Source organism: Corynebacterium sp. TAE3-ERU30 (assembly GCF_019209925.1).
GTDB classification, from domain to species: Bacteria; Actinomycetota; Actinomycetes; order Mycobacteriales; family Mycobacteriaceae; genus Corynebacterium; species Corynebacterium megadyptis.
The window spans coordinates 476,174-499,621 of sequence record NZ_JAHUTO010000002.1; the positions used below are offsets into that span (position 1 = coordinate 476,174).

General features: G+C 62.5%; 18 protein-coding genes and 1 CRISPR repeat array. Of the genes, 9 read left to right on the plus strand and 9 right to left on the minus strand.

Annotation, left to right across the window (positions count from 1 at the left end; all coding sequences use genetic code 11):
- The first annotated feature begins 4 nt into the window (after window positions 1-4).
- Together KR227_RS05115 and KR227_RS05120 are read left to right on the plus strand one after the other, a co-directional pair.
- Window positions 5-880 carry an ABC transporter permease gene (locus KR227_RS05115; protein WP_218364125.1) on the plus strand — a complete coding sequence of 292 codons (876 nt, stop codon included), beginning with the start codon at window positions 5-7 and terminating at the stop codon, window positions 878-880.
- Window positions 877-2,520, plus strand: coding sequence for an ABC transporter ATP-binding protein (locus KR227_RS05120; protein WP_218364126.1), 1,644 nt, complete (start codon window positions 877-879; stop codon window positions 2,518-2,520). The genes KR227_RS05115 and KR227_RS05120 overlap by 4 nt, the downstream gene beginning before the upstream one ends.
- On the opposite strand, the gene KR227_RS05125 is transcribed toward KR227_RS05120, so the two are convergent.
- Window positions 2,517-3,461: an ADP-ribosylglycohydrolase family protein gene (locus tag KR227_RS05125; protein ID WP_218364127.1), complete on the minus strand. Its 945-nt coding sequence runs from the start codon at window positions 3,459-3,461 to the stop codon at window positions 2,517-2,519. The genes KR227_RS05120 and KR227_RS05125 overlap by 4 nt on opposite strands.
- Before the next feature lie 125 nt (window positions 3,462-3,586).
- Between KR227_RS05125 and KR227_RS05130 the strand changes: the two genes are divergently transcribed.
- Window positions 3,587-4,489 (plus strand): ribokinase, encoded by a 903-nt coding sequence (locus tag KR227_RS05130; protein ID WP_218364128.1) that lies wholly within the window; start codon window positions 3,587-3,589, stop codon window positions 4,487-4,489.
- On the opposite strand, the gene KR227_RS05135 is transcribed toward KR227_RS05130, so the two are convergent.
- A complete protein-coding gene (locus KR227_RS05135; RefSeq protein ID WP_151529141.1) occupies window positions 4,486-4,758 on the minus strand; it encodes a hypothetical protein in 273 nt (90 codons plus the stop codon). The genes KR227_RS05130 and KR227_RS05135 overlap by 4 nt on opposite strands.
- Window positions 4,745-5,782, minus strand: coding sequence for a biotin synthase BioB (bioB, locus tag KR227_RS05140; RefSeq protein ID WP_151529140.1), 1,038 nt, complete (start codon window positions 5,780-5,782; stop codon window positions 4,745-4,747). Before bioB ends, KR227_RS05135 begins: the two co-directional genes overlap by 14 nt.
- A 243-nt stretch (window positions 5,783-6,025) precedes the next feature.
- Here bioB and KR227_RS05145 point away from each other — a divergent pair, with 243 nt between their 5' ends.
- From KR227_RS05145 to KR227_RS05160, 4 genes are read left to right on the plus strand one after another with little or no spacing between them, the layout of a single operon-like run.
- A complete protein-coding gene (locus KR227_RS05145; RefSeq protein WP_370625170.1) occupies window positions 6,026-7,957 on the plus strand; it encodes a solute carrier family 23 protein in 1,932 nt (643 codons plus the stop codon).
- 51 nt (window positions 7,958-8,008) lie between these two features.
- A complete protein-coding gene (locus KR227_RS05150) occupies window positions 8,009-8,794 on the plus strand; it encodes a hypothetical protein (protein WP_218364129.1) in 786 nt (261 codons plus the stop codon).
- A 57-nt stretch (window positions 8,795-8,851) separates the two neighbouring features.
- Window positions 8,852-9,628, plus strand: a complete 777-nt coding sequence (locus tag KR227_RS05155) for a thioesterase family protein (RefSeq protein WP_218364130.1) — start codon at window positions 8,852-8,854, stop codon at window positions 9,626-9,628.
- A gap of 11 nt (window positions 9,629-9,639) precedes the next feature.
- On the plus strand, window positions 9,640-10,356 hold the full coding sequence (locus KR227_RS05160) for a queuosine precursor transporter (RefSeq protein ID WP_218364131.1): 717 nt from the start codon (window positions 9,640-9,642) through the stop codon (window positions 10,354-10,356).
- A gap of 84 nt (window positions 10,357-10,440) precedes the next feature.
- Here the strand turns inward: KR227_RS05160 and lepA are convergent, their stop codons facing one another.
- On the minus strand, window positions 10,441-12,291 hold the full coding sequence (gene lepA, locus KR227_RS05165) for a translation elongation factor 4 (protein ID WP_151549304.1): 1,851 nt from the start codon (window positions 12,289-12,291) through the stop codon (window positions 10,441-10,443).
- A gap of 84 nt (window positions 12,292-12,375) precedes the next feature.
- Between lepA and KR227_RS05170 the strand changes: the two genes are divergently transcribed.
- Both KR227_RS05170 and rpsT read left to right on the plus strand, forming a co-directional pair.
- Entirely contained in the window at window positions 12,376-12,948 is a 573-nt protein-coding gene (locus KR227_RS05170; RefSeq protein ID WP_218364132.1) for a type II toxin-antitoxin system PemK/MazF family toxin, read from the plus strand.
- 252 nt (window positions 12,949-13,200) lie between these two features.
- Window positions 13,201-13,467, plus strand: coding sequence for a 30S ribosomal protein S20 (rpsT, locus tag KR227_RS05175; protein ID WP_077940495.1), 267 nt, complete (start codon window positions 13,201-13,203; stop codon window positions 13,465-13,467).
- 102 nt (window positions 13,468-13,569) lie between these two features.
- On the opposite strand, the gene holA is transcribed toward rpsT, so the two are convergent.
- The 5 genes from holA to KR227_RS10905 form a co-directional block, all read right to left on the minus strand.
- Entirely contained in the window at window positions 13,570-14,529 is a 960-nt protein-coding gene (gene holA, locus KR227_RS05180; RefSeq protein ID WP_255441649.1) for a DNA polymerase III subunit delta, read from the minus strand.
- 896 nt (window positions 14,530-15,425) lie between these two features.
- Window positions 15,426-16,854: a CRISPR direct-repeat array (repeat unit 28 nt; unit sequence GGTCCACTCCCGCGCGTGCGGGAAAAAC).
- Between the two features lie 69 nt (window positions 16,855-16,923).
- The gene (locus KR227_RS05185) at window positions 16,924-20,097 is read right to left on the minus strand and encodes a CRISPR-associated endonuclease Cas3'' (protein WP_218364134.1); all 3,174 of its coding nucleotides are present in this window, start codon (window positions 20,095-20,097) and stop codon (window positions 16,924-16,926) included.
- Window positions 20,098-20,219: 122 nt separating this feature from the next.
- The gene (gene csb2 / locus KR227_RS05190) at window positions 20,220-21,467 is read right to left on the minus strand and encodes a type I-U CRISPR-associated protein Csb2 (protein WP_218364136.1); all 1,248 of its coding nucleotides are present in this window, start codon (window positions 21,465-21,467) and stop codon (window positions 20,220-20,222) included.
- Between the two features lie 9 nt (window positions 21,468-21,476).
- The gene (locus KR227_RS05195) at window positions 21,477-22,784 is read right to left on the minus strand and encodes a type I-U CRISPR-associated protein Cas7 (protein WP_218364138.1); all 1,308 of its coding nucleotides are present in this window, start codon (window positions 22,782-22,784) and stop codon (window positions 21,477-21,479) included.
- Between the two features lie 24 nt (window positions 22,785-22,808).
- Window positions 22,809-23,432, minus strand: coding sequence for a type I-E CRISPR-associated protein Cas6/Cse3/CasE (locus KR227_RS10905; RefSeq protein WP_218364140.1), 624 nt, complete (start codon window positions 23,430-23,432; stop codon window positions 22,809-22,811).
- Window positions 23,433-23,448: the final 16 nt, after the last annotated feature.

Sequence of the window (23,448 nt, forward strand, 5' to 3'; positions counted from 1 at the left end):
AGAGATGCACACAGAATCTCCGGCTGCAGGCGGCGTCCGCACGCGGCAGCGCAAGCGCCCGCCGGCCAGTCTGCTCATCGGCGGTGGCATCGTGGCGGCGGTGGTGCTCACCGCGCTCATCGCGCTGGTGTGGACCCCCTTCGATCCGATTCACGCGGTGCCCGAGGAGCGGCTGCTCGGCCCCAGCGCGCAGCACTGGCTGGGCACTGATCGCTATGGCCGAGACGTGGCATCACAGCTGATGGCTGGGGCGCATATCACCCTCGCCGTGGGCGTGGTGGCGGTGGGCATCGGCATGCTCTGTGGAGTACCGCTGGGCATTATCGCCGGCATGCGCGGCGGGGCGATGGATGCGCTGGTGATGCGCGGCGCCGATCTCCTTCTCGCCTTCCCCGCGCTGCTCTTGGCCATCGTGCTCGGCGCGGTCTTTGGCACCTCCACGTGGTCGGCCATGGCGGCCATCGGTATCGCCGCCATTCCTGGGTTTGCCCGCGTCGCCCGCGCCGGAACCCTCAGCGTGCTCTCTCTCGACTTCATCGCCGCCGCGCGGATGTCCCAGGCATCGGGGCGGGCGATCGCGCTGCGGCATGTGCTGCCAAATATCCTCAGCCTCGTGATCGTGCAGGCCTCGGTAGCCTTTGCGCTGGCCATTCTCGCCGAGGCGGCCTTGAGCTTCCTCGGCCTCGGCACCCCACCGCCGGAGCCGTCGTGGGGGCGGATGCTGCAATCGGCGCAGGCCTCGCTCTATACCGCCCCGCAGCTGGCGCTGTGGCCAGGGTTGGCGATCGCGCTGACGGTGCTGGGCTTCAACCTGCTCGGCGACGGTCTGCGGGATCTGCTCGACCCCAGGCTGCACTCGACACGAAAGGCCGGCCAATGAGGGAGACAGTGCTGGACGTAGACAATCTTCAGGTGCGCACCCGCGATGGGCACCAGCTGCTGCGCGGGGTGAGCTTCAGCATCGCGGCCGGGGAGAAAGTCGGGATCATCGGCGAATCCGGTTCGGGTAAGTCGCTGACCGCGCTGAGCATCATGGGGCTGCACTCCCACACGCTGCACACCAGCGGCAGGATCACGCTGCGCGGCGAGCCGGGCAACCTAGTGGACTACTCCCCCGCCCGCTACGCCAGCCTGCGGGGCCGCCGGATATCCATGGTGTTTCAGGAGCCCATGACGGCACTGAATCCGCTCATGAAGATCGGCCCCCAAGTACGCGAGGCCGTGCAGCTGCACCAGCAGGATCTCGATTCCGCCGCTCTGAAGCGGCGCGCCTTGGCGCTGCTGGAGGAGGTGCGCTTGCCCGATCCGGAGGCCCTCTACGAGCGCTATCCGCACCAGCTTTCGGGTGGGCAGCGCCAGCGCGTGCTTATCGCCATCGCCTTGGCTAATGATCCCGAGCTCATCGTCTGCGATGAGCCCACCACCGCGCTCGACGCCACGGTGCAAGCCTCCATTCTGGCCACCCTCAACCACCTCACTGAGCAGCGCGGTACCGCCGTGTTGTTCATCACCCACGATCTCGGAGTGATGGCGCAGATCTGCGATCGGGTGCTGGTGATGCGCGAGGGCGAGATCGTGGAACGCGGCACGACCCAGCAGGTATTGCGCGAGCCCGGCGACTACACCCGCGGGCTGGTGGCTGCCTCGGATCTGGCGGCACGCGATTCCCGCGGGCACTTGTACACGGTGGGCAGCGCCGATGAGAGTTATCGCCCGGGCCACGCCTATGCCCAGCCGGAGTTTCCCACCCTGGGGCCGGCGGTGCTGGAGGCACAGCAGATCTCCCAAAGCTATCGCTCCCGCGGCTGGCGCGCCCGGCAGCGCCGCACCACCCAGGCCTTGGAGCCGCTATCGCTGAGCCTGCGCGCCGGCCAGCGCCTCGGGGTGGTGGGCGAATCCGGCTCGGGCAAGTCCACGCTCTTGAAGCTGCTGGCGGGGCTCGAGTCGAGCCGCAGCGGCGAGATCCTCGTCGATGGGCGTGCCGCCACAGCGCGCACGCTGCAGCAGGTTGCGCAGATCGTGTTCCAGGACCCAGCTGCGTCCTTGGATCCGCGGATGCGCATCGGCGAGAGCATCGCCGAACCGCTGCGGGCCGCGCGCCTCGGTGCGGCGGAGCGGGCCGCGCGGGTGCAGGAGGTGCTGGCCGATGTCGGCCTCGACGCCGAGGTGGCGCGGCGTTATCCCCACGAGTTTTCCGGCGGGCAGCGCCAGCGCATCTCTTTGGCGCGCGCCCTTGCCCCGCGACCGCGGATATTGCTGGCCGATGAGCCTGTCTCCGCCCTCGATGTCTCCGCCCGGGCCCAGGTGATCAACCTGCTCACCGAGGTGGTGCGCGAGTATCAGCTGGCCTTGGTGTTCGTCTCCCACGACCTCGGCGTGGTGCAGGCCTTGTGCTCGGAGGTAATGGTGCTCAAACAGGGCCAGCTGATCGAGGAGGGCGCTACCGCCGAGCTTTTCGCTCAGCCCCAGCAGAGCTATACCCGCGCGCTTATCGACGCCGTGCCGCGGCTGAGCCCCTAAGCGCCCAGGAGTTGGCCGGCCAGAGCATAGGCGTGATTGGGCCAGTACTCCCGTGGCCGCGGCCGCGGCGAGGCCTCATTCTGGTGGAAGCAATCGATCACATCCACCCAGCGCGAGGGCCAGGCGTGCATGCCATCGACCGCGCCCAGTAGCGCGCCGGTGATGGCCGCATTGGTGTCGGTGTCTCCTCCCCTGCCCACGGTGCGCACCAGCGACTCCTCGGCGCGCAGGACCGAGGCCAGCTCGTAAACCGCGTTGCCGAAGGCGATGGTCACCCAGCCTTCGTGTTCGAGGTACTCCGCCGGCGGGACCTCGCAATGGGCCTCCACCAGCGCCGCTACCTCTGGATAGGATGCGGCCTCGGCCTGCAGAATCTCGAGGGCCTCGGCACGGTCCGCGCCGGTGGCAATGATGCGGGCGATGGTGAGCACGTACACGCTCTGAATATCCATGCACAGCGGATTGATGTGGGTGAGCGAGCATTCTTGGCGCGCCCACTCGGCCAGCTGCTCCGCGCCCTGCGGGTCCTCCTCCAACACCCGGGCGCCGAAGATCCCGAGCGGGCTGACGCGCATGAGGGCGCCATTGGCTTGGGACTCGGGATTCTTCTGGCCGCGGTTGAGCGCCGAGGAGCACGTAATGCCGATATCGAAAGGCTCGGATTGTGCCCAGCGTCGATAAGCCGCGGCCACGTCCTCGAGCACGAAGGTGCCCTGCCGCACCAAGGAGGCGGCAAGGGATAAGGCCATCTCGGAATCATCAGTGGGCTGGCCGGCGCTGAGCCCATAGGTGCCGCCATCGGCGAGCTGCCGTACCCCCTTCGGGTAGTGCGCCTGGATCGACTCCGCCGAGCGGAACTCGACCAAACTGCCGAGAGAATCTCCAATCAATTGCCCATAGAGTGCACCGCGGGCGCGCTCGAGTCGATGTGTTCTCACCATGGCTATAGACCCACCTTCCTCGCACAATCCTTGACTCTTCGCATTCTAGGACAGCGCTGAGACACCAGTCCCGTCCTGCTTCGCCCGCGGCATCGACTGCGCAGGTATCGGCTAAAATCTGGGGCATGAGCATCGCTGTCGTAGGTTCTATCAATGCCGATCTCACCGTGCGCGTGACGCGGCACCCCGTCCCTGGAGAAACACTTCTCGGGCACAGCAGTACGGTCGCCCCAGGCGGCAAAGGCGCCAATCAGGCGGTGGCCGCGGCCCGGATGGGGGCGCAGGTCCATATGATCGGCGCGGTGGGCACGGATTCCTATGCGGAACCGGCCTGCGCCATCATGCGCGAAAGCGGCATGAGTGAGGAGGGCATCACGAGCGTGGAGGGGCCCACGGGCCTGGCGGTGATTACTGTCGCCGCGGATGGGGAGAACAGCATCGTGGTGGTGCCGGGGGCGAATGCGGCGATGAGCCCAGAGCTGGTGGATGCCCACGAGGAGCTTATTGCCGCGGCCTCCATCCTGCTGGTGCAGGGCGAGATTCCGGCCGCCGCCATCGAACGGGCCATCGCTGTGGCCACCCGCCATGGAGTGCGGGTGGTGGTGAATCTGGCGCCCGTGATCGAGATGGATCCCGCGGCGCTGCTGCACGCCGATCCGCTCATCGCCAATGAACACGAGGCGGGGCTGATCGCGCAGCTCTATAAGAAACAGGGCCAGGGCAGCCCCGAGGAGCTGGCGACGCAGCTGCGCGAGGCAGGCTTCGCCAGCGTCATCATCACCTTGGGGGCCGCGGGTGCGCTGGTGGCCACGGCGGAAGGAATCCAGCAGGTGCCCTCCCCGCGGGTCGAGGCCGTGGATACCACCGGCTGCGGGGATGCCTGCGCGGGCGCACTCGTCGCGGCGCTGGATGAGGGCGCGGACCTGATCGAGGCCACGGCCCTCGGCTGTCGTGTCGGTGCCTTCGCCGCGACCCGAGCCGGGGCCCAAACCTCGTATCCGAGCACCGCGGAGGAGCTGCCCTCCTAGCGTTCTAAAGCGCGGGAGTCGAGCTCCCCGTGCCGGGAGCAGTGCGCCACCCAGCCCATGGGCATAATCTGGACGACCATGCGGCGTCCGCAAATCTGGCAGAAGCGCGGCGGCTCGAGCCCGATCTTGGCGCCGCGGCTCAGCTCCGCGAGGCCCTTCTTATTGCGCTCGGCGTTCTCATCCAGCGGCTGCCCCGTATTGGGGTGATAGATCGGTTCCTCGCCGGTGAGAACCGCCATGAGCAGCTCGTCCGAATCAGATCGTCTCATTGAGGGCTCGGATCGGGAGACGCAGCTTGCCCAGCATGTCGAGGTCGGTTTCGGCGGGGCGACCGAGGGTGGTGAGGTAGTTACCCACGATCACCGCGTTGATACCGCCCAGCAGGCCCTGCTCGGCGCCGAGATCACCCAGGGTGAGCTCGCGGCCGCCGGCGAAGCGCAGCGTGGTCTTCGGCAGGGCGAGACGGAAGGCACCGATGGCACGCAGTGCCTCATTGGCCTCCATGGGCTCCTTGTCGGCGAAGGGGGTGCCGGGGCGCGGATCGAGGAAGTTCATGGGCACCTCGGTGGGATCCACCGAGGCCAAGTTCTGGGCGAACTCAGCGCGCTGCTCGCGGGACTCACCAAGGCCCAAGATGCCGCCGGTGCAGACCTCCATGCCCACCTGGCGCACGTTCTTCAGGGTGTCGATGCGCTCATCAAAGGTGTGGGTGGTCACCACCTGCGGGAAGTAGGACTCGCTGGTCTCGAGGTTGTGGTTATAGCGGTGTACGCCGGCGTCCTTGAGGCGCTGCGCCTGCTCCAGGGTGACCATGCCGACCGAGGCGGCGATCTCGATATCCACCTCGTCCTTGATGGCGTGGGTGGCGTCGATGAGGTCATTCATCAGCCGCTCGTCCGGGCCACGCACCGCGGCAACGATGCAGAATTCGCTGGCGCCGGTCTTGCGGGTCTGCTTGGCGGACTCGATCAGCTCGGGAATATCGATGCGGGCGGCACGAACCGGGCTATTGAACATGGCCGACTGGGAACAGAAGTGGCAATCCTCGGGGCAGCCGCCGGTCTTCAGCGACACAATGCCCTCGACCTCAACTTCGTCGCCGCACCACTTCAGGCGCACCTGGTGGGCCAGCTCGAGGAGTTCTTCGATCTTCTCATCGGGCAGATTCAGTACTGCGAGGGTCTCCTCATAGTTCAATCCCTCGCCGCGCTCAAGCACCTTGGTGCGTGCGTGCTCGAGAATAGTGCTCTCATCAAGGGCGCTACCCTGGGCGTCCTGCGTAGCCGTGGTCATAGCTGTACTCCTGTGTCGTGGGCAATAGGTGTTGCATGAGATGAACATCGTTTAGCAACAGATGTGTCAACGATAACACAAGCACTCGAACACTGTTCACGGCTTCGTGGCGTCGATAAGCCATGCGCACGGGGGTGAGTTCGTGGCCCCGCAGCTAGGTTCACTTCTTAGCAGGCTTTAAGGTGAAAGGCGCATAATTCGCCCTTTCCAGCTTCTTTTCTGAGACAAGGAGAGACGCCACCCGTGGCCACTTCCACCCCCACCGCCGTGCAGCGCACCCATCCTGTCCATCACGTTCCCGCCCCCGGCAAGCTCGCGGCCCTCGGCCTGCAGCACGTGCTGGCCTTCTACGCAGGCGCGGTGATCGTGCCGCTGTTGATCGCCAGCTCGCTGAATCTGGATGCGGAAACCACCATTCACCTCATCAACGCCGATCTGCTCACCTGCGGTATCGCCACCTTGATTCAGGTGGTGGGCATCGGCAAGCACGTCGGTGTGCGCCTGCCCCTGGTGCAGGGCGTGACCACCACCGCGGTGGCGCCGATTATTGCGATCGGCCTCGGCGTCACCGATGGCGAGGGCGGGGTGGAATCCCTGCCCACCATCTATGGCGCGGTGATCGCCGCCGGCCTCTTCACCTTCTTTGTGGCCCCGCTCTTCGGGCGGCTGCTGCGCTTCTTCCCGCCGGTGGTCACCGGCACCGTGCTGCTGGTGATGGGCACCTCCCTGCTGGCGGTGTCTGCCAATGACTTCACCAACTATGCCGAGGGCACGCCCGATCCCCGCGATCTGAGCTATGCCTTCGCCACCCTGGCCGTGATCGTGCTGGTGCAGCGCTTCTTCCGCGGCTTCTTGGGCACGCTCTCGGTGCTCTTCGGTCTGGTGCTGGGCACTGCCGCGGCGCTGCTGCTCGGCGACGCCGATCTGTCCAAGGTGGGCGACGCCGCCCCGCTGGGCATCACCACCCCCTTCTATTTCGGCATCCCCGAGTTCAATGCCGCCGCGATTGTGTCGCTGCTCATCGTCATGGTGATCACCATGGTGGAAACCACCGGCGATGTCTTCGCCACCGGCGAGATCGTACGCAAGCGCATCGGCAAACCCGATGTGGAGCGCGCCATCCGCGCCGATGGCCTCTCCACCCTGCTCGGCGGTGTGCTCAACTCCTTCCCCTATACCTGCTTCGCCCAGAATGTCGGCCTGGTGCGCATCACGGGCGTGAAATCGCGCTGGGTGGCGGCCTCCGCGGCGGGCTTCATGATTCTGCTGGGCCTGCTGCCCAAGGCTGGGGCAATCGTGGCCTCCATTCCCGCGCCTGTGCTCGGCGGCGCCTCCCTGGCGCTCTTCGCCAATGTGGCGTGGGTGGGCATGCAGACCATCGGCAAGGCCGATTGGAAAGATGACCGCAATGCCGTGATCGTCACCACCGCCCTCGGTTTGGCCATGCTGGTGACCTTCAAGCCCGATATTGCCGAGGCCCTGCCCGAGTGGGCGCGCATCTTCGTCTCCTCCGGCATGACCATCGGCGCGATCACCGCCATCGTGCTCAATATCGTGTTCTTCCACCTCGGCGCACAGTCCGGCTCGGATGTGGCCCGCCACGAGGGCCGCCAGGTCTCGCTGGAGACCATCAACGCCATGGAGCGCGAGGAGTTTGTGGCCACCCTGGCCCCGCTCTTCAACGAGGAGCAGTGGCCGCTGCACCGCGCCTGGGAGGCCCGCCCCTTTGAGGATGTGCAGGCGCTGCGCGAGGCCGTGCAGGTGGCGGTGCTCATGGCCGAGCCCGCGGAGCGCAGCCGCTTGATCGCCGACTACCCCGATATGGCCACCCTGGTGCTCAGCAGCACCGACTCCGAGGACTCTCGCCTGAACCAGGCCCGCGGCTCGGTGAGTCTGGGCGAAGCCGATGACGTGGAGACCGAACAGCTGCACGTGCTGGCCGAGACCTATCGCGAAAAGTTTGGTATGCCCTGGGTGGCGTGCCTGCGCACCGACGACAGCATCGACACCATCATCGCCGATGGTGTGCGCCGACTGGAAAATTCCGAGGCACAGGAGCTGCGCCGCACCCTCAGCGAAATCGTCGAAATCGCCAATGACCGCTTTGACATGGTGCTTGCCGACGCTAATCCCACGCGTTCCGCCTGGGATCGAAAGTTCACCGACATCGACTAAACCGGCGCATCCCTAGCATGGATACTGACCCTCAGTAGAAGGAGAAGCCCCATGAGCCCGTCTACCCCCGCGCCGCTGACCCCCATCAGCGTCGACCCCGCCGTTCTCACCCCGCGCCCCCACTATCGCGTGCTGCTCAGCAGCAGCCCCTCCCCGCACGAGGTGCGCGAGCATCTGCACAAGATCTTCGCTGATCGGCTGCAGACCCGCCTCGAGGAGCATGCCGGGCTGGTGTGCGTGCTGGACGGGCAGGTGGAGTATGTACTGAGCGCCCAGAGCGCCGAGGATCCCGCACCTCACTCCCACGCCGTGCTTGGGCCCCGCACGCCGCTGTCGAGCGCCAGCACCCAGCTCGAGGTGCGGGTGCATTCGGAGGTGCAGCCGCTGGTTCGCGCCCGCGAGACCCTGCGGGAGCTGAACTATATGCACGCCGAACTTGCCGCCGCCCTAGCCGTGCGGGAGGACGCGGTGGCGGTGTGCCACGTGTTTCGCGGCGCCAGCCGCCCCTTCGCAGTAGATCCGCAGGTGTTTAGCGAGGCAGTGCGTCACGACGTTGTCTCCGCCTACATCGTGGACCTGATAGTCACCCGCACCGACGAGGGCGCCCAAGGCATGAGCATCGGCATGGTAGAAGCAGGCCACCCAGAGCTGCAGCTGCACTCGAGCGCTCAGCCCAGCGAGGTATATAACCAGCTGGCCGATGTGTGCCAATGGGCGCTAGCCCATCAACCCATCGCGGCCGGCGATAGCCTGACGGTGGACGACCAGTGCTACCGCGCCGTGGAGGCCGAGTGGGCGGCGGGGCATCGACCAGCGCTGGAGCTGCATCTCGAGTAGCCCAAAAACGGGGGACATGGCCCTAAACGCGGCTACAGCCCGAGTAGAGTGTGATCTATGTCAAACTCCTATTTCACCCGCACGAGTGCCAGCGAGTTCGTCGCCACGGAACTCACCGCCGGCGCGTGGAATCCCCAAGAGATTCACATAGCGCCCGCCCTGGGGCTACTCACCCACATCCTGCAGGAGGACTTCGCCGCCCGCCGCCCCGGCGACACCCTGGATCTCTCCCGCATCAGCTTTGACATTCTTGGCACCGCCCCCATCGGCGAGGTGCGAGTGGATACCGAGGTGATCCGCCCCGGCCGCACCATCGAGTTGGTGCAGGCGCGGCTGATCATCGCCGAGCGTCCCGTGGTGATCGCCCGCGGCTGGTTCTCCGCCGCCTTCGATACCGGCAGCATCGAATCCACCGCAGTAGAGCGCATGCCCTCCCGCTACGCCATCCCCAGCTGGAACTTCCTCGAGGCCTGGGAGGGGGCCTTTGTCGATAGTGTGGACGCCCACCGCACGGTGCTCAGCCCCGGCCACGCCCAGGGCTGGCTCTCCTCCCGCACTCCCCTGCTGGAGGGAGTGGAGGTCTCGCCGCTGGTGAAGCTGATGACGGTGATGGACATCGTCAATGGCCTTGTGCTCAAGCACAACCCGAAAGAGGTGGCCTATCCCAATATTGATCTCAGTATCCACCTCTTCCGCGCCCCCGAGGGGCACTGGTTTGGCGCGGATACCACCATGAGCATCGGGCCTGCGGGGCACGGACTCACCCACACCCATCTGCATGATGAAAAAGGTCCGATTGGGGTGTTGTCACAGACGCTGACGGTGCGGCCTTAAAATGCTTGGCTATGACTTCATCTACGACGCCCGCATCTGGGCAGGCGGCGGAGCCAACAGCCTCCGCCGCCGCTACTCACTCCGGTGGCCCCATGCCACAACGCTCGCTGTTTCCCATCTTCGGTGCCGTGTTCGTCGCGGTATTCCTGCTCTCTAATATCACCGCCACCAAGGGCGTGACCATCGGCCCGCTGGTGACCGACGGCGCCTTCTTCCTCTTCCCGCTCGCCTATGTGATTGGCGATGTGCTCACCGAGTGCTACGGCTTTAAAAACGCCCGCCGGATGATCTTCACCGGCTTCGGCACCGCCGTGCTGGCCATTATCACCTTCTATATCGCCATTTGGCTGCCGGCGGCGGACTTCTACGAGAACGACGAGGCCTTCGCCACGGTTCTGGGATTGGTGCCGCAGATTGTTGTCGCCTCCCTCGCCGGCTATCTGGTGGGCCAGCTGCTCAACTCCTATGTGCTGGCCACCATGAAAAAGCGCAGCGGCCAGAAGCGGCTCTGGTCGCGCCTGCTCGGCTCCACCGTCGTGGGCGAGCTGGCCGATACCATCATTTTCTGCGCCATCGCCGCCTCCGTCATTGGCATCACCACCTGGGGCGATGCCCTCAACTACACCATCGTCGGCTTCCTGTGGAAGACCGCCATCGAGATCGTGGTCATGCCCATCACCTATGCCGTGATCGGCTGGGTCCGCAAGACCGACCCCACCAGCTGGTAGCCAGCATCCCACCTCGAAAAATTAAGGGTGCGGGGCCAGAGTTACTGCTCTGGCCCCGCACCCTTCGACGTCGCTAGGGGGACGCTACTTTCCCTCGTCGGTGGATAGCGCCGCCACGAAGGCCTCCTGCGGCACGGATACCGAACCGATATTCTTCATGCGCTTCTTACCGGCCTTCTGCTTCTCCAGCAGCTTGCGCTTACGCGAAATATCGCCGCCATAGCACTTCGAGAGCACGTCCTTGCGCAGCGCCCGAATATTCTCACGCGCAATCACCTTCGAGCCGATCGCCGCCTGCACCGGCACCTCGAACTGCTGGCGCGGGATCAGCTCCTTCAGCTTCACCGTCATCTTATTGCCATAGGTGCGGGCGTGATCGCGGTGCACGATGGCACTGAAGGCATCCACTGGTTCACCCTGGAGCAGGATATCCACCTTCACCAGATCGGCTTCTTGCTCGCCGGCTTCCTCATAGTTGAGGGAGGCATAGCCCTTAGTACGGGACTTGAGGGTGTCGAAGAAATCGAAGATGATCTCGCCCAGCGGCATCGTATAGCGCAGCTCGACGCGGTCCTCGGAAAGATAGTCCATCCCGCCGAGCTGGCCGCGCTTGGACTGGCACAGCTCCATGGTGGGGCCGACGAAATCGGCGGGGATGATAATCGTGGTTTTCACGATTGGCTCCCACACCTCCCGCAGCTTGCCCGAAGGCCAATCCGAGGGGTTGTAGACGATGGATTCCTCCCCCGCCTCATCGACCACGCGATAGTTCACGCTCGGCGCGGTGGAGATCAAGTCCAGGTCGAATTCGCGCTCGAGGCGATCGCGGGTGATCTCCATGTGCAGCAGGCCGAGGAAGCCACAGCGGAAGCCGAAGCCCAGCGCCACCGAGGTCTCCGGCTCATAGGTCAACGAGGCGTCGTTGAGCTGCAGCTTCTCCAAAGCGTCGCGCAGGTCGGGGTATTGCTCCTGCGAGATCGGGAATAGTCCGGAGTACACCATCGGCTTGGGCTCTTGGTAGCCCCGCAGCGGCTTCTCAGCACCCCCGGTGGCCCAGGTGACGGTGTCACCCACCTTGGACTGACGCACATCCTTCACGCCCGTGATCAGATACCCCACCTCGCCCGGGCCGAGGCCCTGGCATTTCTTCGCCGTCGGGCTCATCACGCCGATCTCGAGGGTTTCGTGGGTGGCGCCCGTAGACATCATCTTCAACTTCTGGCGCGGCTCGAGGCGGCCATCAAAGACACGAATATAGGTGACCACACCGCGGTAGGTGTCATAGACCGAATCGAAAATCATGGCGCGCGCCGGCGCGGAATCCGGCATCTCGCTGGCAGGGGCGGGCACCAGCTCGCACACCCTATCCAGCAGGGCCTCGACGCCCTCGCCGGTCTTGCCGGAGACCCGCAGCACCTCCTCGGGTTCGCAGCCGATGATGTGGGCGATTTCGAAGGCGTATTTTTCCGGGTCGGCGGCGGGAAGGTCGATCTTGTTGAGCACAGGGATGATCTCAAGATCGTTTTCCATCGCCAGATAGAGATTCGCCAAGGTTTGGGCTTCGATGCCCTGGGCGGCGTCGACAAGCAAAATTGCGCCCTCACAGGCCTCCAAGGCGCGGGAGACCTCATAAGTGAAGTCCACGTGGCCCGGGGTGTCGATCATCTGCAGCACAATGTTCTCGCCGGCATGCGCGCCGGTGCGCGGCACCCACGGCAAACGCACGTTCTGCGCCTTGATGGTGATACCACGCTCGCGCTCAATATCCATATTGTCGAGGTACTGATCACGCATATCGCGCGCATCCACCACGCCCGTCAGCTGCAGAATACGATCCGCCAGCGTGGACTTACCGTGGTCAATGTGCGCGATGATGCAGAAATTACGGATCTGCGCCGGATCCGTGAACGTAGTTTCCGCACAATTGATAGCCATATCTCAACCTTCCCTGTTTTAGCCCCTCATACCCTACCTGAGCCGTATCGACGCCCACGGCAACGGCGTATAAACTGGGCAAGCATGGGTGACAGACTCGGCGCCATCGCCTCCTCGCTGCGGGATTCGGTGTGCTATGTCGCGGAACAATTCCAGCCCCCTAGCGATGAAGACCTCGACGATACCCTCGCCACGGTACGGGAACGCCTCGGCATATCCGGCAGCGAAACCAACGAAGATCTGCGCCGCCTGCGCGCCGCCACCTCCGTACTGGTGCACGACAGCCGCGTGCTCTCCCGCAATATCTACTACGCAGCAGACATGGACGGCCAAGCCGAGCCGGGCGAAGTGGTGTGGGTGTGGCTGCGCACCGAACCCACCTCCGAGCCAGAAGACCGCGCCCTCGTGGTGGTGGGACGCACCCGACAAACCATTTTAGGGCTCCTCATCTCCTCCAACCCCGAACACCAAAACGATCCCTCGTGGCTCGATATCGGCTCGGGCAACTGGGATCTCGCCGGCGAGCAGTCTTGGGTGCGCATCGACCGCGTCATCGAAGCCTCCGAGCTCGGAATCCGGCGCCAAGGGGCGATTCTGCCGCGGCGGCGCTTCGGAAAAATCGCCCACCGCCTGCGCTCCGAGTTTGGCTGGAGTTAGCAACTGTTTGGTCGGGCCTTCATCGCCCTGCTAGAGTGTGTCGAGTTGTTCATTTTCGCGCGCGCGGCGCCTGCAGGCAGTATGCCCCGTGGCCGCCGCCGAGCCAGAGTGGCGCATTAGGTGTTCAGTACCTTGAGTTCACCTCCCTGCCCCACGCGCCCGCCCAGAATGGTGCGGGCACGGCTTATACCAGCGCGAACGTGGCTGACAGTGACCATACCGTTTCCGCCAACGATAAAGAGGTTCTAGACCATGGCAAACATCAAGTCTCAGAAGAAGCGCATCCTGACCAACGAGAAGGCTCGTCTGCGCAACAAGTCCGTGCGCTCCGCCGTGCGCACCGAGATCCGCAAGTTCCGCGCCGCCGTCGAGTCCGGCGACAAGGCTGCCGCTGAGGCCCAGCTGCGCGCTGCTTCCCGCAAGCTGGACAAGGCTGTGTCCAAGGGCGTGTTCCACCGCAACAACGCTGCGAACAAGAAGTCCAATATGGCTCGCGCCTTCAACAAGATGGAGGGCTAAGTAGCCTTCTGCCTTACCGCGCCACCAGCACTCGCTGGCCCGGCGCGGTTTTTTCATGCCCGCCCTCTTTTGGGTCTTGGGGGTGCTGAGCGTGGAGGGTACCTAGCGGGCCAATTCTGCGATGCGACGCACCGCGAATTCCACGGCGTAATTGGGCTCGAGGCCTTGGCCCTTCACCGCGGCATCGAGCTCGGCCACCACGATGACGGCCTCGCTGACATTACGGCTGCTCCAGCGGCGGGCGGCCGCGGCCACCTTTTCCACCTTCCACGGCGGAAGCCCCACCACGCGGGCCAGCTCATTGCCGTTGATGCGCCCCCGCACCGAGTACAGCCGAGCGATAGCGCCCACCGAGTTGGCCAATGCCGCAGAGATCAGCACCGGCGACACGCCCAACTGCAGGGCGCGGCGAGTAGAAGCCACCGCCCGCTCCACGCGGCCAGCGCAGGCCAGATCCGCGATATCGAAGCCCGAGACTTCCGCCACCCCGGAATAGAAGGCGCGCACCGCTTGTAGGGTGACATCGCCATTGGTGTCAGAGACCAACTGGCTCACGGCGCTGGCAAGCTCGCGAAGATCCGAGCCCACGCCCTCCAACACGGCCGTGACCACATCTGGGGTGGGACGCACCCCATGGGAGCGGAACTCTTTGTTAACGAAGCTCGGCAGCTCATTGCGCTTGACCTTATGGGCCTCGTGCACGGTGGCGATCTTCGCCAGCTTGGTGGCCATCTTTTTCTGCCGTCCGCCGCCAGAATGCACAACGATCAGCGTGATGCCCTCCGCCGGGTCCACGGCCGCCTCGAGCAGCAGCTTCGCGGCCTCCTCCCCTGCCTCGTGGGCATGGGTGAACACCACCACCCGCTCCTCGGCGAAGAGGGAGGGACTGAGCAGCTCAATGAGCTCGCTCGTCGTCACCTCACCCGCGCGCAGCTTAGTCACCGGCACTGGGTGGCCGGCCTGCTCAGACACGGCGTGAGTAACCGCGCGCTGGGCGCGCTCGGCGAGGAACTCCTCCTCGCCCAGAACGAGGTGCAGGGCTGGTACAGACACGCCCTCCATCATGCCACGCGCCGCCGCGCGGGCAGCAACACGAGAAACCAACAACAGGCGAGGATCACCCCCACCATGAAAATCACTACCTACATAGCAACAAAACCTGAAGTAATCGCGGCAAACCACGTCCCCGCACATACGGCCTAGGTAGCCACGCATGCTGCGGATATCGATTGAGAATGGACGTTGCACGTCCCGTTGTAGCAGAGCAGAAGAGAGCACGCGCAGATATAGTGCGAACCCAAGAAGCCCTGGACTCCGGAGCATAAAGATGGAGTATGGTCGCGGTTCTTGACACGCGTGAAAACGGGGGCGCCCTAGGGCGGGCCATGCTCGGCAGATAGAGCCACGCAAATACGCAGCTTGTCACAGTTAAGAGCGTCGAGGTTTCTTTCTAGGCGGATAGGGCCGCACCTATTCCTCTACCAGCCCATTCAAGCACTTCTGAAAACGGCACCCGCCGTACTCTAGGCTGAAGCCCAAACGAAGTATCGCTACGACCACGGCATAGTTAACGCGGGAGGGATCAAATTTTTACCTAAAACGCTCTGGAAAACCACTCAACTGGACTGGGACATCACTAGATAAGTGGTATTCAGATCTAGATCGGTAATCGGTGGCCGCCCATATGCACCCCGACCACAGTAAGAAAGAGTCTTCAGTGCCAAGCAACCGATTCCTGTCACAGACGTACAAGCTACAAGGAACAGATCAGCATCGCCGCCAAGGCACAACCGCTTCAGGAAACGATGCTTCATGCATGCTTTCAACGAGGTGACAGCTGAGCATAATCGCGACAGATGGACACCTTGCGCTGCGATGCCCCTTACGCTCCACAATGGGTCACATTTTTGGTGAACTCGGCAAACTCGACTGGATTTCTAGGCAAACACAGGAGCTTGCATCCACTCCCGCGCGTGCGGGAAAACTACGTGGCCGCGTACTGGCGGTGCGGGAAAACGGGTCCACTCCCGCGCGTGCGGGAAAACTACGTGGCCGCGTACTGGCGGTGCGGGAAAACGGGTCCACTCCCGCGCGTGCGGGAAAAACTTTGCGCTGGGCATGTTCCCGTTCCCGCGCAAGGGTCCACTCCCGCGCGTGCGGGAAAAACTCCGCGGCCTCCTGCCACGGGATGTACTCCTGCGGTCCACTCCCGCGCGTGCGGGAAAAACGTGGCGCGCTTGTGCAGCAGGTTGCAGTAGCCCGGTCCACTCCCGCGCGTGCGGGAAAAACCCAATCCACCTTGCCTTCAATCTGCTCGAACAGGGTCCACTCCCGCGCGTGCGGGAAAACTTACAGGGGCTGCCAAGCTAGCTATACGGGACAGGTCCACTCCCGCGCGTGCGGGAAAAACCACCTGCTGATCGAGGGCCGCGCCGCGATCGCGGGTCCACTCCCGCGCGTGCGGGAAAAACGCGTAGGAGCGTGGCACGGGGAAGCCCGGCGTAGGTCCACTCCCGCGCGTGCGGGAAAAACCACCTTGTAGTAGTCCTTCATGTTTCCTCCTTGGGTCCACTCCCGCGCGTGCGGGAAAAACAGGGCGGCGGGCTGGCTCGCTGCGCGCTCGGCGGGTCCACTCCCGCGCGTGCGGGAAAAACACGCTCGTATTCTCGGACGAGGTAGGGGCCGACGGTCCACTCCCGCGCGTGCGGGAAAAACCTTTACGCCGCCGCCATAAAGCGCCGCCGTGCCGGTCTACTCCCGCGCGTGCGGGAAAAACTCCTTGCTGAAGCAAAATCAAGCGATCCAGATGGGTCCACTCCCGCGCGTGCGGGAAAAACCGCGGTGAGACCGGCCCGCGTGGGTCCAAGTGGGGTCCACTCCCGCGCGTGCGGGAAAAACCTCGTCCCTCGGCGTCGATGCTCCAGTCAGCGAGGTCCACTCCCGCGCGTGCGGGAAAAACCCCAGCGGCGCGATTCCATGGTGGTCACGGACCGGTCCACTCCCGCGCGTGCGGGAAAAACAAGCCCGATTCGGTGATGTGGGCGGGTGCGCGGGGTCCACTCCCGCGCGTGCGGGAAAAACTATCCGGTGCCGCCGCGCACCCCGCCTACGCAGGGTCCACTCCCGCGCGTGCGGGAAAAACAGCTTCGGCGGGTTAGTATCCGACTGACCGCACGGTCCACTCCCGCGCGTGCGGGAAAAACGGCCTGCCACTCTGGGCCGCGAGCCTCGATCTCGGTCCACTCCCGCGCGTGCGGGAAAAACTAGACGTGGGCGTTATCAGTGATCATCGCGTTATGGTCCACTCCCGCGCGTGCGGGAAAAACGCAAAAGTCGTGATTTTCTTCATGCTTTGATCCGGTCCACTCCCGCGCGTGCGGGAAAAACACTCTGCGAACAGCAGGTTTAGCGAGCAAACACGGCGTATAGATTCAACTTCTATTCGCCTTGAACGAACTAAACTACGGCCGGTGGAGCAACAGTCTTAAATTTCCCGCGCGTCACCTCCTCCGCTATCAGGCCAGAACCACGGTGTCTCCTCGATAGAACTTCTAGAGTCCATAAACTTACTGGATATGTCGGGCGCGGAAGAAACCTCTTTCGGCCTTTGAGATGAGCAACTCCGTGTTGGGCCAATGGGCGCCCTGACACGGCTATGCCCACGGCAATAGGTAAATATTCTTCTACTCTTACCGTGTCGGGCGCTGTATCCGAGAGCCGGTCGAGAATATGGTCAGATGCTCCAAGCTCTGGGGAGGTCTGCCATCCTTTACTAGCGTGAAGCATCATCTCAACGCTGACGGGAGGGGCGTCCTGGATTCGTTTAAATACGATGCCATTGGCGGCAAGCCACCCTCCAGATAGCTCTGTCTTACCGCCATCCAACAGCGGCATGTTCGCTGAAAACAGATGCTTACTTACCTTGCTCAAAACCCGGTTTCCCTTGGCTGCGTTGTGGGCACATGCAACTCCATTCCTCAGGTCTGGGATGATGCACCGATGGTTTTTGGTAGTAAGCAGTCCGTTAGTCGCCGAGCGGAGGTCCTCTTCCCACCGTTCAAGATCTGGCACAAAAGCCTCGGTGAACCAAGCTGCAATTGCGGGTAGATCGGAGTCTGAAACCCCGTGCAGACGAGGAGCGGCTAAGCCTTCGGGCCAGCTCAATGAGACTTCGCGTCCAGTCACTTCTTCCGCCGCGCAGGCGATTCCGATCGTTGCGTACCATGCGCCAACGCGACTACCTCCGAGTCCGGTTAGGTCAACGAAAGGCTGGGCAGGATCGTCAATATCGTGGGAGGCCTTGTCCAGCAGCGCATCGTCTATCGTCACCGGCCCCAGAGCATGGGGATCCGGTTCCGCGGATGCTTTCCAATCTGCCAACCGGACCATTGTCTCGGCCCAGGCTAGGAACCACGGATTGTCGCCGCACAAGTCGAGGTAATTGGCCGTTCCACGGTAGCCGTGATGGGACTCAACAAGGTGCGCCACTAGGGGGTTCTCTGGACAGTAGGCGGCGACAATGCGAGCACCATGGGTAGCATGATCGACTGGGTTAGCGATGTCGCGGGGAAGAGGATTCCGACCGGTGGATTTTGCTAATGGACAATCCCCTGATTGCGCCCCTAGGTATGCCTGAAATGAGGGGTGCGCCTTTCCGAGGTCATGCAGCCCCGCGGCTTGGACGACTGTTTCCTTTAACTGCGAAGACTCGGCTTTCGAGGGCGCAATGAACTGCTCGGCCAGTCCCGATGTCTGACGGCAATGATCGACGAGTGTCAGAATCCCCGATGAGGTTTCGCGTCGTTTTTGTTGTTCGCGCGGTCGAGAGACCACAAACTTATCGCTAACGCAGACCACCCAACGGTCCAAATGTCGTCCAATCTGCTGCGGCGTCATCTCCGCGCATTCTTCGGGAAGTGGAATGATCTCAACCTCCCCAGTGGATGCGTGAACATCCTCGACTGGGGCATCACTGACCCACACTCCCCTATCTGGGAGATATCCCCCTAGGCTGGTATGCAAAACGATCGTTGATCCAGGAGCTATATCCCATAAGGACTGGGGGATGCACCATCCCTCCGCCTTCCGGATCCGTATCTTCTCCAGTCGCTCACGTGTCGTGGTGGTGGGCTCACGCTTCGCTCGCTTGTAGCCGTTGTCAGCATCATCAGTATCGGCCATCTCTCCGTTCCAATGGCCTGCGGCAAGTCCTCGGGCGAGGTGAATCGAAAGTTCAAGCTGCTCACCGCGTGTCGGAGGAGCTGCCTCTAGGATTTCTTCATCAAGTACATCTCTCCACAACACAGCGACAGGAGCCGTCTCCTCCTCTTGGTCTAGGCCACGCAGCCAAAGAGACGTGGCATGCGGAGCGGGAGCGACGAGCATCAGGGCTGCGTACTCTGCGTCCATCTGTCCCATACGTACTGGCTCCGGCCAAGCGGAGTTGTCACCCAGAACAGCTTCCTTCAAGGAAGGGATACCGCCTAACGAGAAGTCGGCGCCATTAGGTAGTGCCCGCAAGCCACTACAGACGTTGGCTAAGATGTCCTCACCGTAGACCGCTTGGCTTCCTTTGTCTGGGTTATTCTTCGGCACTACAAGGATCCCCTGCGGGTTGGCTGAACCTCCATAACGATTGAGTCGACCCATGCGCTGCACGAGCGAGGGCCACGCAGACACCTGGGTGACAAGTAGATCAACCTCAAAATCAACACCCGCCTCGAGGCATTGCGTGGACACGACAAGTTCCCCAGGTTTCGGAGCAAGGTCTTTTTCGTCACGGTCGACCATACGTACACGAGAGGTCACCAGCCGAACCTTCGTCTTCGGAAGCTTCTTAGCAAGCGCCGCCGCCACATCGGAGGCTATCTGCACGGTATTCACAAACACAATGGAGCGTGAGGTTTCCGTATGGGCGCGAGCAGCCTGTTTTACTAATTCCTTGACGGGAGAAGACGCCGTGCTACACACGATCGAGGCTAAACGCGGTGCATTGTATCTCTCCAGTGCTCCGGAGGTTTCCTGCTCGGGAAGAAACTGGATAGTGGCCTCCGCATCGGGATCAAGTACATCAACGAGATGGTCGGGAATGGTGGCGCCGAGACACGTCAGCGTCGTGTTTGCCATCGTCGATACTTGCCGAAGCGTGTCGACCATAACGGTCGACAGATGCGGCTCATCGACAACCCACGCAGCATCGTGGCTAATCAACCCAGTGTGAATGATCGCGGTGTTGGGAGTCACGCCGGGAGCATGACCCAATACTCGGAGCACTAGCTGGGTAACGGTGGTGGTGATGATGGTCGCACCACGGGGCCTATCCAGCCACGTCCGGTCGTCACGCCGAGATCCATGGAAACTCGTGACGCCCAGTGGCTCGGCTCCTTCAGCAGCAAGCAGCAATAAGGCATCAGAGACTATGCGAAGGGCCGGTGTGGATGGCTCGAGTAATGCCCGTTGCAACTGACGAACGTGAGCGTCCGCCCCGTCAACGACCGCTCGTCGTTCAACAGCATGGACATAGCGCTGCCCCAGCTGGTGAGGCAAATCTGCGGCCGTGGCGCGGCCAAGCGCCCACACCCAGACGTCCGCTAACGCCGTTTTTCCTAAGCCTGTAGGAACATCAATCATGAGGGGAAGTCGACCCGTGCGAACTGCGTAGTTCGCCGCTTCTTCCTGCCACCGATAAGGCGGCACCCCATGGACCCCATGGAAGAACTCCGCGAAGCTCGGAAACATCGTGGCATCTCCCATTAGTCATCATCTCCTGTGTTAGTGCCAATGTTGCCGACGGGAACAAATAGCGAGTCCATCGTCAGCGTAGGTCGAAGCTCTGGTGTGGGTGTCTCCACGGTGACCGCGTAAGGAACGAAGCCACGTGGATGAAAAGGCATACTCATCGGCGCGCAGCCCTTGAGTCTGGGCGAGGTTGCTTGATGGCTGAGGAGATGTACTCCCGCCTTCGACGCGTAGTGCTCGAGATAGGCTGCTGCCACTGTTCGGTCGGCGGGACCATAGATCGGTACCGCCGTACGCCAGCGTCGAGACACAGCAAAATAACTGCTCAATCGAGTCCATACTCGACGATCGGCTGGGTCATAACGCAATCCGAGTTTCTCATCTTGCAGCAACCGGTGGGCGGCTGGAATTCCGCGAACGGCTACCCCCATGAGAGCTCCGTTTCCGTGCTCCGGATCAGCGTTTACCAACGGGAATACATCACCATTACAACCAGCGACAGATCGTACATGGTCCAACGAAGCAGAGATTCTCCTCGTGTCCTTCACCGTCCGGTTAAACGTCAGCGGTATCCACCCGTCGTTATCTGGGTTCTGCGGATCGCGATGATCTGGAAGGTAGGAAACTTGACGCGCGGGCACTGTGGGAACATGAGCTCCAAGCTGATGCTCTTCCTCGAATCTTTTATCCAGTGCTGCCCCGAACCCAGGCTGCCACGTGCGCACCTGGCCGGCTGGGTTCTCCACTCCCACCCACCTCTGGGCGTTTTCTACTGCGCCGGAATCATCGCCTTCTACGACCTTCATGATGCAGCCGTCCATCGACGTGCCGAAGTAGCCGACTGCTGCGGCAGCTTTGTCGAGCAACTCCGTATGCTCCGAAGAAACGTCTACCACGTACGTCACGCGAGTGGCGAGCACCGGTTCTGGAAGCCGGGCGGCTCTTTTTGCCTGCATTTTCGTCAATTGGCCCACAGAAGCAGACTTCCGAGGCAACCTTGAGGGCTTTTTCGCCACGAATACATCAGTCCAATCGGCTTCTGGGAGCCGATACTGCCCAGTAAAAATATCGGGCGAGGCGCTGCGCTCCACTTCTCGAAGTACCGCGCGAATAGCCTCGGTAGTGGAATCAGACAGCTGCGCGTTGTGGCAGCCCGCCACTAAAGCAGAGTAGAGCCGAGCCGGGGACGGTGGCCATTCCCTCTTCCCTTGGCGATCGGTACCGTGAAATGTCGAGTTAAAGTCGACATGGATGGTAATCATTGGCCGCCTCTACTCGTCGGTGGACGACTTCGCTGCAGTAGCGAGAAGTGCGTCTAGTACCACCTGTGCCATGCTCGACGACATACGCAGCTTGATCTTGCGCGCACCGCTGCCCTGCTCTGCCGCCGGCAAGAAGCCCGCCTGAACAGATTCCTCCAGCGCCTCCAAGGTCTCTCGGCGAAGCTCGTCTACGTCCACATCGATACGACGCGCGCCCCGCTGGCCGCGTACACGAAGCCCCCAAGCCGGTGGTGCGATCTCGACGAGATCGCATTCGCTACGAATATGCCCGTCGTTTGCGACTAATTCGGTGGCCAGCATAGAGACTCCCAGCGCGGCTCGGATCACGGGTTCTTTGACCTCGTACCGATCAAGCGCTCGCAAGTCAGCTAGGGACACCGACGTCAATGAGGCAATGCTCTCGCAGGTGTAGTGAATCGGAACGGAATCACCGGAAGTAATGATGGCGCCCAGACCAAAAGCAGACGGCTGCTTAGGTTTGATCCCCTTTACTTTGGAGTCGGACTCGACGACGGTGAGCTCTCCGTCGTCTAGAACCAGTCGAGTACGACCGGAGGCAGGCAGTTTACCAGGCGTTTTGGTGGCAAACACGGGTGATGGTGAAGCGCCGGTGCCGATAATTTGGGAGGAAATTGACCGTGCTCGTCGATGGGTGGATGTCGCTCCACTGGCCAACCAGTACCCCCAAATCACTGAGTTCAGGGAGACACCCGCGATCGTAGCGGCCTCTGAAGAAACGATCTCTCGATAGAGATCGGAGCTTGGCTGGGACCAGAGTGCCTTTCCGTTGTCCTCTGTCAGGCTGTAGCGCACCCAGCTATCAATGTGACGGTGCGACAGCTCCCACGAGGATGTCCGCAGCTGCTTCAGGACATCACCTAGCTCTGCTCGACGAGCCGGAGATTCTAGGCTGGGCATATTTTTAATCGCCCTAGCCATTGATTTTTCGACGGCTTCCGCGATGTCACTGTCGGAAGGCGCAGTGATTTCCACTGCGGGCAGCCAAGGATACAACTCAGGATCGTGGTAGATGACTGGCTCAGCACGCGTTGCCTCGCCTGCAACAGACGAGATGACAACCGATGGTGCTGTCCGTCCTGAGTTAGTGAACAAGAAGCCCTCATCGTCGGGCAAGAGGACTGGCGCATTCTGGTTGATGCGATACGTGCGACCGTCGGTGTCACTGGGGTAGACAGCCGGAGCTACCGGCGTGGCTGGTCCGGCCGCTGGCTCAAGCTGGGCATGACGAACAAGCGAGGGAGATTCAGAACGGAGGATATCCGAAAGCAGAGACATATACAGTGCCTTTCAAGAGTGTGGTTAGTGGATGGGTCGTACGTGAACGAGGCCTAGGCCGTAGTTGAGGCCTCGCCCGAGGCCGTGGCTGAGAACGTCATCGAGTTCGGCGCCTCCTCGGACAGTTGCGGTGATGGTCACTGCGGGAATGATTCCCGTGCGCCCAGCGGTTCGCCTGACATTGAACCTTTCGCCCACTGTCAGGTCATCCGGTTCGAGGTTTCGCCTATTGAGGAGATCGAGAGCCCACTCAGGGAGTTCATCTGGAGGAACCGGTACTCTGCGCCCGCGAGGAGAATGTTGTTGGCGAACTTCTGGAGGTAGCGATCCCCTCTGGGAGCGTGCAACTAGGGCGTTAACAGTTACTTCAAGGTGGTATCTCTGTTCTGGATCTGTGGCTTGGAGCGCGCTGCGTTCCGCAGACAAGCCCGGTATCTGATGGTTGAGGTCAGGCCGGTGGCGCACGATGAGGTTGTTCCCAGAAACGGCAAAAAGACATCTGGCGTCTGAACGAGGCATCGCTTCGTCCAACTGCCCATCTGCAAAACCGGACATCACTATTCTGTGGAGGTCTTTCCTCGTGGCGTATCTCAGATGGGATGGAAGCCCATACTGTAAGTCCACTCCAATACTGTCTTTGTGGCTCATGGTTTAACCATAGCTA